Source organism: Bdellovibrio bacteriovorus (assembly GCF_048286975.1).
Lineage (GTDB): Bacteria > Bdellovibrionota > Bdellovibrionia > Bdellovibrionales > Bdellovibrionaceae > Bdellovibrio > Bdellovibrio bacteriovorus_H.
The window spans coordinates 103,390-116,979 of record NZ_JBLVRT010000001.1 but is presented as its reverse complement, the minus strand read 5'-3'; the positions used below and the strand labels follow the sequence as shown (position 1 = coordinate 116,979).

At 49.7% G+C, this 13,590-nt stretch carries 13 protein-coding genes; 5 read left to right on the top strand and 8 right to left on the bottom strand.

The features are described 5' to 3' along the window. Nucleotides 1–16: 16 nt before the first annotated feature. The 5 genes from ACNQKP_RS00620 (at nt 17) to ACNQKP_RS00600 (ending at nt 4,264) form a co-directional block, all read left to right on the top strand. Entirely contained in the window at nt 17–1,234 is a 1,218-nt protein-coding gene (locus ACNQKP_RS00620) for a glucose-6-phosphate isomerase (RefSeq protein ID WP_088566180.1), read from the top strand. A 37-nt stretch (nt 1,235–1,271) separates the two neighbouring features. Further along, nucleotides 1,272–2,204 carry a diguanylate cyclase gene (locus tag ACNQKP_RS00615; protein WP_041583460.1) on the top strand — a complete coding sequence of 311 codons (933 nt, stop codon included), beginning with the start codon at nt 1,272–1,274 and terminating at the stop codon, nt 2,202–2,204. Nucleotides 2,205–2,647: 443 nt separating this feature from the next. Next, entirely contained in the window at nt 2,648–3,268 is a 621-nt protein-coding gene (locus ACNQKP_RS00610; RefSeq protein WP_011163302.1) for an RNA polymerase sigma factor, read from the top strand. A 6-nt stretch (nt 3,269–3,274) separates the two neighbouring features. After that, on the top strand, nt 3,275–3,754 hold the full coding sequence (locus tag ACNQKP_RS00605; protein ID WP_011163303.1) for a hypothetical protein: 480 nt from the start codon (nt 3,275–3,277) through the stop codon (nt 3,752–3,754). Between the two features lie 81 nt (nt 3,755–3,835). Further along, nucleotides 3,836–4,264 carry a hypothetical protein gene (locus ACNQKP_RS00600; RefSeq protein ID WP_417862134.1) on the top strand — a complete coding sequence of 143 codons (429 nt, stop codon included), beginning with the start codon at nt 3,836–3,838 and terminating at the stop codon, nt 4,262–4,264. 45 nt (nt 4,265–4,309) lie between these two features. On the opposite strand, the gene ACNQKP_RS00595 is transcribed toward ACNQKP_RS00600, so the two are convergent. Genes ACNQKP_RS00595 through ACNQKP_RS00560 form a run of 8 tightly spaced genes read right to left on the bottom strand, consistent with a single transcriptional unit; the run spans nt 4,310 to nt 13,254 of the window. Further along, the gene (locus ACNQKP_RS00595) at nt 4,310–4,711 is read right to left on the bottom strand and encodes a hypothetical protein (RefSeq protein ID WP_417862133.1); all 402 of its coding nucleotides are present in this window, start codon (nt 4,709–4,711) and stop codon (nt 4,310–4,312) included. Next, the gene (locus ACNQKP_RS00590) at nt 4,702–5,865 is read right to left on the bottom strand and encodes a hypothetical protein (protein ID WP_417862131.1); all 1,164 of its coding nucleotides are present in this window, start codon (nt 5,863–5,865) and stop codon (nt 4,702–4,704) included. Before ACNQKP_RS00590 ends, ACNQKP_RS00595 begins: the two co-directional genes overlap by 10 nt. A 35-nt stretch (nt 5,866–5,900) precedes the next feature. Continuing rightward, on the bottom strand, nt 5,901–6,734 hold the full coding sequence (locus tag ACNQKP_RS00585) for a pilus assembly protein (RefSeq protein WP_417862129.1): 834 nt from the start codon (nt 6,732–6,734) through the stop codon (nt 5,901–5,903). A gap of 2 nt (nt 6,735–6,736) precedes the next feature. Continuing rightward, nucleotides 6,737–8,308, bottom strand: coding sequence for a hypothetical protein (locus ACNQKP_RS00580; RefSeq protein ID WP_417862128.1), 1,572 nt, complete (start codon nt 8,306–8,308; stop codon nt 6,737–6,739). Between the two features lie 35 nt (nt 8,309–8,343). Next, nucleotides 8,344–9,375 carry a hypothetical protein gene (locus ACNQKP_RS00575; protein ID WP_041576974.1) on the bottom strand — a complete coding sequence of 344 codons (1,032 nt, stop codon included), beginning with the start codon at nt 9,373–9,375 and terminating at the stop codon, nt 8,344–8,346. Between the two features lie 31 nt (nt 9,376–9,406). Beyond that, entirely contained in the window at nt 9,407–9,997 is a 591-nt protein-coding gene (locus ACNQKP_RS00570; RefSeq protein ID WP_417862126.1) for a cation-transporting ATPase, read from the bottom strand. After that, entirely contained in the window at nt 9,997–12,693 is a 2,697-nt protein-coding gene (locus tag ACNQKP_RS00565; RefSeq protein ID WP_417862124.1) for a hypothetical protein, read from the bottom strand. Before ACNQKP_RS00565 ends, ACNQKP_RS00570 begins: the two co-directional genes overlap by 1 nt. A 27-nt stretch (nt 12,694–12,720) precedes the next feature. Continuing rightward, the gene (locus tag ACNQKP_RS00560; RefSeq protein WP_011163312.1) at nt 12,721–13,254 is read right to left on the bottom strand and encodes a hypothetical protein; all 534 of its coding nucleotides are present in this window, start codon (nt 13,252–13,254) and stop codon (nt 12,721–12,723) included. Between the last annotated feature and the right edge of the window lie 336 nt (nt 13,255–13,590).

The following is a 13,590-nucleotide window of genomic DNA, read 5'->3' as shown; positions in this document are numbered from 1 at the left end:
GAAAGAGATGCACGTTATGTTGGAGATTTCGCATTCGTTTCATAAGATTGATGAATCTGTTTTGGTGAAGTGTCAGGAGTCTTTGAAGTTGTTTTTGCAACGTAAAGAGATTGGCTTTCCGCAGGTGATGGAGCGGGTTTCTTTGTGGCAGCAGTCTTATAAAGTTGGGACTGAGCTGGCGGAGAAATTTAAGAAGATTGTTATCGTGGGTCTTGGTGGTAGTTCGCTGGGGACTCGTGTGATTGCGGAAGTTTTTTGTGCTCGCAATATGTTCTTTGTCGACAATGTGGATGCTCTGGAATTTGAAACTTTGATTGAAGAGCTGGGGGACCTGAAAGAGGTTGCTTGGGTCTTCATTTCCAAGAGCGGAACTACGATTGAATCTTTGTGTGCTTTGGAGCTTGTGGATCAGATTTACACTGAAGAGAAACTGAATCTTCCCAAGCACAGTGTGGTTATTTCTGAAACCAAAGACAGCAGTTTGATGGCTTGGGCTCGCAAGCATTCTATTCCTACTTGTGAAATTCCTTTGGATGTTGGGGGGCGCTTCTCGGTGCTTTCTCCGGTGGGGATGATGCCGGCGGCGTTCCTGGGGTTGGATCTTGAAAAGTTCCGTGTGGGGGCGATGCGTGCCTTGAATGACACGGCGGTTGTGACTCAGACGATGGCTCAAGTGGCGCAGAGTTATAAGCGGGAAGAATGGATCACTCTGCTTTGGATTTACAATTCTCGTATGAAGTCTTTCGGGGCTTGGTATCAGCAGCTGTGGGCCGAGTCATTGGGGAAACCTGAGACTCGTGCGGGGAAACCGGCTCCGCGTGTGAGCACGCCGATGTCTGCCGTCGGGGCTTCGGATCAGCATTCGATTTTGCAGCAGGTGATGGAAGGAACCAAAGACAAGTTCGTTGTGTTCCAGCGTGTGGAAGAATCCGAGGCGGGTTCTTTGCGCATCAAGAAAGCTCAGTTCAAAGAAACTCAGGACCTTGAAGGTCGCACGATGGGTGAACTGCTGCGGGCAGAAGGTTTGGCCACGCAGGAGGCTTTGAATCAGAGTGGTGTTTCCACGATGACTCTTAAGACTAAAGTCCTAGATGAGCACTCTTTGGGTTACATGTTCATGTTCTGGCAACTTGTGGTTGCGGGGCTTGGAGATTACCTGGAAATCGACGCCTTCAATCAGCCGGGTGTCGAGCTGGGCAAGAGACTAGCGAAAGAGAAATTGAAGAAAGCTTGATTGTCAGGTGACGGGGGGAAGTTTTATACTTTTCCCTATGGCTCACAACGATGACAACTCAGACAACTTAGAAAAAACCAGTATTGTTGCCAGCGACACTTTCAAGGGTCGTCTTAAAGAGGCGGATGATGTTCCGCCGGCAATTGTTGTTTTGATCGGCCCTCCGGGCTACGTCGGTAAACAATATCCTATCACGGCCAGTGACATCGTCATCGGCCGCTCTGTGGAAAGCCAAGTCTACATTGATGATAAAAGTTTGAGCCGCTCTCACGCAAAGTTCGCTGTCAATGGCAGTGAAGTGTCCGTGATCGATTTGGGTTCCACCAATAAAACCATCGTGAATGGTCAGGTGATCCCGCCCCTGGCATCGTGCCTTTTGAAAAACAATGACCAGATTAAAACCGGCAACGTGATCTTCAAGTTCCTTGAAAAAGGCAGCATTGAAGCCATGACCAATGCGGCGATGTACGATCGTGCGCAGAAGGATGCTTTGACGGGTGCTCATTCCAAAGGGGCACTATTGGACAAGGGCCCTGAGGCGATGAAACGCGCCGAAGTTCTGAACGAGCCGTTCAGTCTTGTCACTTTTGATATTGATCACTTTAAAAAGATCAACGACAGCTACGGACATCCGGGCGGTGACTATGTTCTGAAAGAACTGTGCCGTATCGTGATCACCAAGCTGATCCGCTCCAACGACTTCTTTGCCCGTTACGGTGGTGAAGAGTTTGTGCTGCTGCTTTCCGGTTCACCAAGCAAAACAGCCGGCGAAGTGGGCGAGCGTATTCGTCAGACGATTGAAGCCCATGACTTTACATTTGAAGGCAAGAAGATCCCGGTGACCATCTCCGTGGGTGTTGCCACCAAGCTTCCAAATGAAACCGAATGGACTCAAGTGTACGACCGTGCAGACAAGGCGCTGTACCAGTCCAAACAAGGTGGCCGTAACCGTACGACCATCGTCGCTTAATTTTAGTTTTTATCCCGGGGTTGGCTTCTTACAAGACTTTACTGAAGACACTCCAAACCTGGGATTCTTAAAGCCGCAGCCCAAAAGGTTGCGGCTTTTTTTCATATTACCTTGGTCTAGGGCCGCTTTGGCCAACTTTACAGTCCCTCTATATATAGACATAAAACTGCTGCCTTCCGTCAGCTCTGCTTAAAACTTAGTACAGGTTTTGATCCATAAGAAATGATTATGGGTGTCATAACAAAATGCGTAATTCCTAAGTTGTTTCATATATTTAGGGCCACTTTGACTCTTCAAAATCAGGCATCATCGTTGCATTAGTGAAAGAGTGTAGGCATCGCGGGTTTGGGGGCGAATTTACCGGGTGCTGGGGGGAGCAGAATGGCTCTTTCGGGAAAAAAATTCAGAACGTTAACCGAATTTAGACAGAAACGAGTCAAAGTATGGAGAGAGATCTAAACGTAACGGATCTTGAACTGGTAGAAAAAGTGAAGTCTGGCGACAGACGTTCTTTTTCCGAACTCGTGAAACGACATCAGAGAAGTGTGCTGCGTATGAGTTTGCGGTTCGTAAAGGACATGGACACAGCTGAGGACGTGACGCAAGAAGCGTTCATCAAGGCTTACGAAAAGCTGAACACCTTCGAAGGTCGTTCTTCTTTCAAAAGCTGGTTGTTCCAGATCGCCGTGAACACGGCACGCAACAAGCTGCGTGAGTGGAAACGCGACACCGTGGATATCGACGATGTGCAATTGGCTGTAGATGCGGAGGCCGAAACTACACTCGTCCATACGGCGGTTTCTGACATACTTAAAAATGAAGTAGAGAAGCTGCCGTTCAAGCAGAAAACAGCCCTGGTTCTTCGTGTGTACGAGGACCTGAGCTTTAACGAGATCGCTGATATTATGGAGTGCCCATACGATACAGCGAAGGCGAACTACAGACATGCTCTGATGAAACTTCGTCAGACATTCGAACAACAGGCTGAATTGAAGAACTGGACGGAAGAAGTAGGTGGCTTCTTCCTCGAGGTTAACCAAAGATTTGCGGAAGCAGAAGGATAAGAATCGATGGACAACGTGGACCGTATGGATCGCATGGATAAAGTGCGCAAAGGCCTTAAAGCCGCCGACGATATGGAACTGCCCATGAACGATGATTTCTTCGATCGTTTGCATGATAAAATCATGGCAGAGGTGGAAACCGTGGAAATCAAACCGGCTCCGGTATTGATGACGCCGCGGAATCTGCTTCGCTCTCACTGGCGAGGATGGCTTTATCCCGTCAGCGGCGTAGCTTCGCTGATGGCCTTCGCTGTTCTTTTGATGCCGCAGGTGTCAAAAGTAAACCAGTCGATGACCAGAGCCGGGCTTCTGAGCGACGGGCATGAGCGCATTGTCTCTGAGGCCCTTTTGTCCCCAGAGGAGATTTCCCAGACCTTGATCAGCACGCAGAGCGAATCTGACTTTTTTATGGACGTAGCTCGCGAATCATTCGAAAATTTATCTGTAGATAAATTCAATAAAATCATGGGTGAAAGCGGACGCTAATCACCCTGACTCGGGTGAGACAACGTGCTGCTGAAGACTCTGTTCCCAATAATCCTATTATGTCTAAATTCGGCTTTCTCCGTGGCTGTGGCTGCGGAGAAACGCAATCAGCTGGAAGAGCTTCTGATCTGGAAGATGAGTGATGAGCTGAAGCTGAACACTTCTGACGAAAAGAAATTCACTGAAATTGTCCGTGACATCAATAAACGCAAAGCCCAGTTCAGCCAGGAGCTGCAGGCCTCTGTCGAAAAAATGAACAAGGCCACCACGGCAAAATCCAAAGATGAAGAGCTGACCCGCTATCGCAAGTCCCTGCAAAGCTATGGTCGAATGAATGAAGAGGAGTTCGACAAGCTCAAGCCCCTGTTGGGACCTGAGCGCATGGTGCAGTATCTGTTGATCAAGCAGGATCTGACCAACCGGATTAAAACCATGCTGGCGAATCCTGAAGTCACTCCCGGGAAGACCGCCAAGCCTTTACCTTCTCCAAAACTGATCGAAGAAAAATAACCAGCGAAATAACAAAAAAGCCGTCATTAAGACGGCTTTTTTCGTTTAGAATATCTCCCAACCGGAAATGACATCAATTCCAGAGTCACAGGGCTGAAACTGGTAAGGGCAATGGATCAGCGCCTTGAAGCGCTCGTCATTGCCATCATCAAAGACAAACACCCCTTGAGAGGTGCCGTCGTTGGCGCGGTACATTCCCTTGACGGCAGCATAGCGGCCTTTGGAATCGCGGGCGATGATGGAGTTCGGGCACTGATCCAGATTGTATTGTTCAATTTTGAAATCATAACTTTCAAACTGAGAAACCTGGTTGCGGGCCAATGTGGTGATGCGACCATCCTGGATCTGCAGCGGTTGCAGGATCTTGTAGTTGTTCACATTGTCGCGGGATTGAGCCGGACCATAAACCACACAAGCCATAACCAAAGCACTTGTCACTAGCGACATTGCTGACCTCCATAGCGGGATGTTTCACCCCAGCGGACTGCCGGGCTCCAGCGGGCATCGGCGACCAGATGGCCGTCGATCATTTTTAAAAACAATTCCCAGGCGTTGTTGGCGGCAAAGCCCGTCATTACATGACAAGCTATCAGAACCTCTTTGGCGTCCTTGATGTCACCAATCGCACCAGGCACGTCATAGTTGTTCTTGCGCCAGTGCATCAGATCGTTCAATTGCCCATAGGCTTCGCGCAGGCGGGCATCGCGACGGTTGGTGGAGTGTTCATCCAAAAGGCCTGCAGACGGGCAACGGCCTCCGGCATCACGCACGGCCTTCCACGCGGCATTCACAGCGTCCACGCGGCCTTGCCACAGGTTGCAGATGCTTTCCACGACCACATCAATACGCTCGTCGATTGTCGGCGGGCGCAGGCGCAGTTCTTTTCTGATGCCTTCGTGCCATTGGTAAATTTGCTTACGGGTGGGACGACCATAAGAAGTCCATCCAGCCATTTCAAACTGCTGATTGTTCGGCGCAGGTGAAGCTGATGTTTTCCAGATACGGAATCCACCCAGACGACTGATTGGCCAAGTGTATGGATTGCGAGTAGTGATCAATTCACGCACCTTGGAAGGTGTTGTGGAATACAGTGAGCGGATGAAACCGTTTTCATTCACATCGATGATCATTTCGGCATGTCCACCACGGGTGCCGACGATGTTTTCTTCTTCCGGTGTCAGGGTTGGATTCAGGAAGATCGCACCAGGGCGCACATATTCACGTTTGATTGCCACTGGAGCCGTGTCATGGCCCAGCGTTTGGGTGCTGGTCAGATCTGAAACCAACTGGATGAATTTGCGAACGCGGTCTTTTTCAGGCAGGCGATCCCAGTTGGTCATGGAGTTGGTCAGGCTGCGCTTCATGTTTTCAATATTCGTGAAGGCCACCGGCAAAGAGTTTTCATAGGCAAAGATAATACGGGCCGCATAGACTGCATCGGCGCAGTCTGTGGAAATTCCATACCAAGGGTTCTTAGGGTTTGAGAATATGTCGGCCTTGAAGTTTTCAACCACCCATAGGGAATAGCGGTCTTCCTGAGCCTGAGACCACACGTTCTGGGAACTCCAGACCGCAGCTTGGGCCATCAGCCCGGTTGACATTATCAGAGCAAACAACAGCGCCTTCACGTTCACACCTAGAAGATATCGACGGCGAGTTCGATTTCGTTATCAGTCAGCACATTTGAGCGAGGTGCTGCAGAGGCTTCTTTGAATTCGAAAACCACTTCGCAAAACTTCGGAACACGCTGTGGCCAGTTGGCGTTTAGTACCATCACATTGTCACGGAAGGTGCCGTCAAAGGCCGCCCAGTTCGTGGTGTAAGAATAATCAACTTGCATGCTGTCGCCGGGGCCGACTTGATTTTCCTGACGAGCATCCAGCTTGCTGGAGCGCAAATCACAGGAAGTTGTCACGCGGTAGTACAGATTTGCTGCCGCCGTGTAGGTATTGGCAGAATTTCGGACGTTGGCCGCCAATGAATAGATTCTCTCGCTGAGATCGTCCTCATTGCTGTTGCCGTTACCATTTCCATTGCCGTTGTTGCCATTGTTTTTGCAGTTTCCGTAGCCATGACCGCCGCCATTGCCATTATTGCCTTTGCATTGATACAAAGGCCCCAGATAGCAGACGTGAACTTTGTATCCCACGCCCATGGTTTCATAGGAAAAAGACATGTTCAGACGGGTGATACGGGACAGCCACTGATTGCCGAAAGAAAACACTTTGTTTGTGCTGTCATCGAATGCCAGACCCACACTGCGGTTGCGCCACGGGGAATTCGCCGGGGAGTTCAGATCCACGTAGTCCAGGCTGCCAGCGAATGAACCTGGCGTCGGGTTTTGAGGCCACGCTGTGCGAGTCACGTTGCAGACGAAGATGTCGTCAGAACTGGATGAAACAGACACGTCCACACCAGCGAAGGCCTGAATGGAGAATACTGTAAGTAAGATCGCCAGAAGTGCTTTCATGTTTACGGCTCGCATCTGTAACGAGGCAGTGTCTGAACCTTTTTGTTCATCACCACTCCGGCTGGAGATTCTTTGATCACGCGGATATCGGTCAGGTCAAAGATGCCGCCGTTGCCCTTGTCACCCACTGTGAACTCAGCAGAAAAACGGTTCCAGAATTTCTGTTTTCCGGAAAGGTAACACTGGCCATGACTTGGATCGCACAGGCGCTCATAATAAGTCGGCCACAAACGGGTGGAACCCAGCTTTTTGAAATAGCTCAAAGACATATCCAGGTCTGAATTCAGATCACCGGAAGAAATATGCGGCAAACCGGCCAAACGAGGCAGGCCCAGCAGATCGGCCAGTGGCTGGATGGACTGGATCTGATCAAGCCCCGCAACGCCGGTAGCGGCTTTAAGGTCGATCAGGAACTGCTCAGCCTGGTTCAGGTAGATATAGAAATCCTCAAACGGGTCGATCATGGTGACCACAACTTTATAGCGTTCACCTTTGACGAAGTTCAGACCATCGATGCTCTGTTGCGGGAAGCGCATCAGACCCTGCCAGTTGCCCTGAATAGTTCCACCGCTGGTCCAACCGTCGACGAAAACGGATTTTTGCGAGCCGACTTTAAAGACTTCAACTTCAGCAGCCACGGGAATGTTGTAAGCGGACGGGGCAGTGCAAAGGCCCGCCTGGTTGCAGAACAATGGCTGTCTGTTATCCACAGACAGATACATGTTCAGGTCCACGCGCTCTTCACCGGCTTGGCGGAACTGAAGGTCGCCCATGTTGAATTCCGCATTGTAAGTGGTCGGGAAGCGCGGAGCTTCCATTCCCACATCTTCGCTCAATTCCATCATGCCGGCCGGAGCCTGCAAGGTGAAACGGTAACGGGATGAACCGATGGCAGTTACGTCAGGGCTTAGACCTGAATCGTCACCTGCAACATAAGAATTCAAAGCCGCTTCGATGTCTCCGAACTCAAGACCCAGTTCTTTCATTTTTTCCTGGGTTGCGCACTCAGGCTTCAAACCCATCGTGATGGAAAGATTGTAGCTTGGGTTGATGGTCAGGAAACAGTATTCGCCTTCCATTTGAACCATGCTGGCACCCTGCGGGGTGGTTTTGCAGTATTCCTGGTCGGACTTATAGCGAAGAGGGCGGCCATTGACTTCGGCCACAGTCACAAAGGCGCATTGCTGCAGGAACTTGTGCTGTCTTTTAACCAGAGATTTCTTTTGATTGTGATCCATCGGTTTGCTGAAAATCGCATTTTCGATTTTGCAGATATTTTCGTCCGGTAGGTCACCATCAAGGGAAATATCGGCCACGTCAGAAACATCACTCGGCATATAGACGCCTTTGGAAAGCATCAGGAAGCTGCCGGCACTTTCAGTGCACTTGTCGATCATTTGCGGAAGAATCGTGGAACCTTCGCCATCGCCGTAAATACGGATCGGCGGGTTGGATTCAAAGTTCACCGCAAAATTGTGTTTCATATCGCGAGAAGCGCGGCAGGCGAAAGCTTCGCCTGCCAGCATAAATACAACCCCTGAAAGGATCAGAACCGTAAGATTTTTGAATTTCATAAGACCGATCCTTTCAGAGACCAAAGAGGAGGCGATTAGTTCGCAGCGCCTTCTTCAATTTTAGTGTAAGTACACATTTCAGCACCGTGACGTTGCCATTTTCTCAAGTTTTTGATGGCAGCAGCATGGTTTGTCTCTTTGAACACATAGCGTACACGGCAGAAGCGTGGAGTTTTTGTGTTTTGGTTGATCCATGTGTTGTAAAGGTCTTTAGCCGCGCCAACAGAAGTAGCTTGGTTAGTGCCAGTGAAGAAGTCACCACCACCATTTTGTGGAGCATTCCAGTCAGAGAACTTCGCTTCGTTATCCAGCATGTTGTACTGGTTAGCGTTGTTGCGAGCGTATTTGAATGTGTTCATACCTTGAAGGTCGCACACAGTGTAAGACTCAACAGTCAAGCCAGACAAAGTCGTGTACTTGATGTTTGGAGTCATGTTCAAACCATCACGACCGTGGTTGAAACCTGGACCGTCTGGGTTGTTGTCGCCTGGGTTAACGCCAGTAGCAACGAAGTCAGTTGCAGAAACTTGAGCCAACAGGCTGAAGTTAGCAACTACGTTGTCTTCCCAGTATTCAATCTGAGGGCCACGGTAGCAGATATCAACGAAGTATTCAGCGCCGTAAAGCTCGGAACCAAGGTTGAAGCTCAGTTCTTTGATACGGTTGGCGAAAGCGTCTTCGTGGTTAACCAATGTTGCGAAAGAACCCTGACCAGCTTGACGAGTAGTCGCTGTCCAGTTTGTGTTCCATTTGGAATCACCAGTGTTCCAAGAGCTGTATTGACCTTTCATGTAGTCCATCAGGTACTCACCACCGTTGTCGTTAGTACAAACGCAACGAGTGTGGCAGGTAGCATCAGTACAAGTACCAGCAGTACAAGCGATCTGAGTGTCTTCGAAGTAGCACGCTTTGTGAGCGGATGCATTGTGCTTCAAACCAGCATTACAAGCGTAGATGTCTGGACCAGAGCTGAAGGTTTTGAATTTGAAACGCAAAGAGATTGCGTTCGCGCTTTGTGCAGAGATCAATAGCATAGCTACTGCTGCAAATTTCATCAAGTTAGTCATTGTTTTCTCCTTTTGATCTAACGTTCTGTTTTTAAGGTTTACTGTTCACTTTAATTTCGTTGTTCGTTCCGGTTTCCACTTGAGGGTTGTACTCCAAAACGTACATTCCCTGGTTGTATTGGCCGGTCCCTTCGCAAACTATGAATTTGATCCGGGATGGTTCCTGAAACTTGTTCTTTTCCAGGACAATCAGTGGTTGGCCGGTGCCAGTCGGGCACAGCCCTTGGAATCTTGCTATCACTTCCTGATTGTCGATGGCGGAGTAGAAGTTATAGATGCTCTTGGCAGCCACAAAGATATGATCTTTTGTGAACACCTTGGCCACCTCCGCCTCCGGCAGAACACGCTGGCTGTTGCGGTACAGGCGGTCGATTTCAGTAAACACTGTGCGCAGGATCGGGTTGGTCGTCCCCAGGCAGTTGAAGCAAAGCTCCTGCTCTTTCCAGCAGGAATTCTGATTTTTGCACACTTCCTGGCACAGGGTTTCGTCCGGGCGGCAGTAAAGTGTGACGGTATCCTGGAACTCACCACGCGAGCCGGCTCCCACCGTGGACTCAACCGACCAGGCAAAGGCCGCTTGCGCATTCACAATCAAAAGCAGGGACAGCAACATTGATTTCATTATTTCCCCATCGCTCTTCTGCAGGATTTGTGGAATCCGTACATGGAATGTGTTCTGAAGTTTTCAACTTTGCGCTCGTTGCAGGTGAAGCGAATGACCGCTTCGCCTTTGCACAGGTCTGATTTGATCCAGGCTTCTTTGGTGTCAGAGGGTGGCCACTGGCTGTCATCGTCCTCGCGGATGTAAACTTCGTTGACCTTGGTGTTATAGGCTTTCTCAAAGACATCGGCGGCTTTTGCGGCACAGCTGTCTCGGAAGCATTTCAGGCCTTTGCTTAGCTGATCCACGCAGTGGGTCGGGATCTGGCCGTATTTTTTGTAAACTTCAGCTGCGTAAGCGGCATTCACTTCCCAGGACTTCGGGATATTCACCTTGTCTTTTTTGGCAGAGAAGTACTTCTGGAATGTTCTGAACAGATAAACCACGAATTTCGCAGGATTCACGATGCCGAAAGTGGAGCTGGAAGCCGCGGCCACCGCCGTGAAGTTCAAGGTACAGCCGCCGCAGAATGAACGTGCCGTTTTGGTGCCTGTCGCGAAGTCACTTGGATTGTTGGAAACCACTTCGTTGGACTGCTTGGAATCACAATAATTCACAGTCAGACCCGAGAAGGAATAGAAATTATAGTTCTTGATGCCGTTGTTGTTCAGGGAAACCGCGCAAGGAGCACCCAGCAAAGGACCGAAGTCCGCAACCAAAGAGGTTTGCATTTTGGATTTTTCCACGCGTGGATCGAACTTGATTTTCCCGTCTTTCACCAGTTGGTTGAAAGAAGCCACTTTGGGTGCTGTGAAGTTCACATCCACATAAATTGGCAGGATATTCCAGCCAAACAGCGCCGTGTTCGCCAGGTCGACCATCAGCACCTTGTTCATGCGCTGGGTCTGGAACCAAGGATCGTACATTTTGCAGGTTTTAAGTTCAGAATAAGGATTGAACAGATTCGGATCCGAGGTTTTGCCTGCCAGTGGCACCAAGGCGTCGGCATAAGTGGAAACCGCATACAGATCCACCATGCTTTTCACCATCAGGCGGGTGCAGTCCACAGAACTGTAGCAGATCGCCTGGGCACCTGCCACAGACTGGTTGTTCCAGGACAGCAAAGGCTGACTGTTGAACGCTGTCGGGATGAATTTGGCTTCTTCCGGATTGGCCTGAAGCTGCATCATCTCTTTGGCCCATGGGGCGAAGCCGGATTTGTTCACGGTGTAGCCGGACTTGTTCCAGTAGTTCTGTTTTTCAAGCTCGTTACAGAATGGCAGAACCTGGGATGAAACCGCGTTGAAGAAATTCACGTGCTCCTGCAAAGAGCGGCGGTCCGAGTACTGCATCTGTGTCATGTTTTTAAGTTGAGCGATACGGTCAATGTCAGACTTCAGGAAGTCCAGCGTCTCGTCACCAGCCAGGCGGATCTCCGTACACATGTAGTACAGTTCATTCATCATGGCTTCGTTGCCACGATGAGTGCTGATGTCTTTGGAAACCACGGTGCTTAGCACCGCCGCCCCCAGCTGATCCTGCAGCAGGTTCAGATTTGTGATGGCAGCCTGATACTTGGTTTTCATCAGGGCACGGGACTGAACAACATTTTTGCGGAAGTTTGCCAGCCACTCCTGAGCGCTGTCGAAGGACTGGGTGCCGAGGAAGTCATTGTTCACGCCGCGAACGCCTTTTTCCAGCATTTCAGCTTCGGTGCCCACAGGGACAGTGTCGAAGTGTTCAGGTGTCGGGCCGCTGATTTTAGCCAGTTCACGGATGCTGTTGGAGGAAAGATATTCGCTGTCACAGGAAGGTTTCGTCATGCTCTTGCAACCGTTTGGTGTGAACATGATGGACTCTTCAAGAGCAATGGAGCGGAAGATGCGACCGAAAGACGGGCTGAGTTGCTCGACTTCGTTAGTGTGTCTCCAGGCCCAGGAAAGATAGATTTTCAAACTGTTCCAGAAATCGAAACCTTGTTGCGCCAACGAGTTCGGGTTGGTTTCCCAGTCGATCTGTAAAGTCACGAAGCGGTTGTTCAGTTTGTCGTCGGCATTAAAGCAGCCGGTGATATAGTCTGCTTCATTCAGGTACGCCAGGGCGATATCCTGAAGATTGGCCTGATTGACCTCCGGATTTTGCAGGTGTCCCTGCAGTGCCGAGAATTTCTTGATGTAATAGCAGCCCAGACGGTCTTTGGAGGCATGCAATGGGAAGTTTGCCTGAGTGAAGCTGTCAAAGGCCAGCAGATCGGCGCGTTTACCTGCGCGGGCCCAGATTTGAGAAAGGTAATCGTTCAGCTCAGAGCAGTTTCCGCCGCTGGCTTCGCAGCTGCGGTTGACCTGCAAATACTTCGGAAGATTTGCAGTTTTCAGATTCATAGGCAGCACCGGAAGCTGCCCACGAATCATTTTGTTCATGATATTCAGGGTCATGTAAGCGACAGAAAGACGGAATTCCTTCATCGCTTTGTTGCTGTATTCCTCTGTGTTCAGGCCGCGCAGTTTGGCAACCGAGTTCGCAGTTTTCCCGGCGTTGTATCCATCAATCATGATCATGATTGAAGACGTCGGTTTTTCAGAATCCAGCGCGCACTGAGCGCGGTTGGTGAATTTCAGAGGACTCAGGAGGCTTGTCTGATGTGCAGGCACTTCCGCGCGGCTTAGAACCGGCAGGGTGAAGGCAATCAGTAAGGTTCCTAGAATGAATTTGTGCATGAGTCCTCTGTGTTTCGTTAGCCGGGTTTAGTTCAGTGCTTTGCAGTTATCGACTTTGTTCAACATGGTTGTGTAGAACAGAATCACAGTTTGGTCTGCCGGGGAGAAGTTACGCTTTGTGGAACCGTCTGCGTTCACCATGTTGTACATGTAAGTGTTCACGAAACGATAAACAGAAGGAGTCACGCGCAGTGTGGAGTTACAAGAGTAGTTTTTGTAAGTCACAGTGATACCTGCGTAGTAGTCACCACCGTTGTTCGTGGAATTCTTGCTGTCACCGATGTAGAAGTTGTTGCCGCCGCTGTTTGGGTTGTCGCCATAGCCAACCTGGAAGCTCACTGTCCAGCCTTCGCCGTGACCATCAGTTCCTACGATAGAGCAAAGGTTGCCTCTGCAAGCCACTGCCATTTCGTTTTCAATTTTTCTTTGGATCTCTGCTTCTGTGTAATGTGGGTTTGGACGTGGATCGTAGTCGGGACTGCCACCGTCAAATTCATCAGCGTGGACAGTAAGGGACATTGCCAGTGCTACAAGGGCAGCACCAAGGAACTTCAATTTCATGTTGTCTCCGGTTTCTTTGTGACTTGTCAGGGTCCTGTTACGTTCTGTTGCTTCCCGACAGTGTTTTTTTAAAAGTGAGCGAGTTTTAGTCGGTTTCCTCGGGTTCCGCTAGGGGAGACACAGTGCGCGTGTAAAGAATTCTTCAAAGGTTTCAAAGGTTCACATCACCCAAATGGAGTAGGCGGATTTTGCTGAAAAAATCTTGTTCGTTTTTTGATGTTGCAGGTTGGTTTTTATAACAGGAATTTGATCACCTATTCACACACTTACGGGAGTGTTACAGGGCTGTCATCAATGAACGGTGAATTTCCACGTAAACAAAAGGCAGTGGGAATG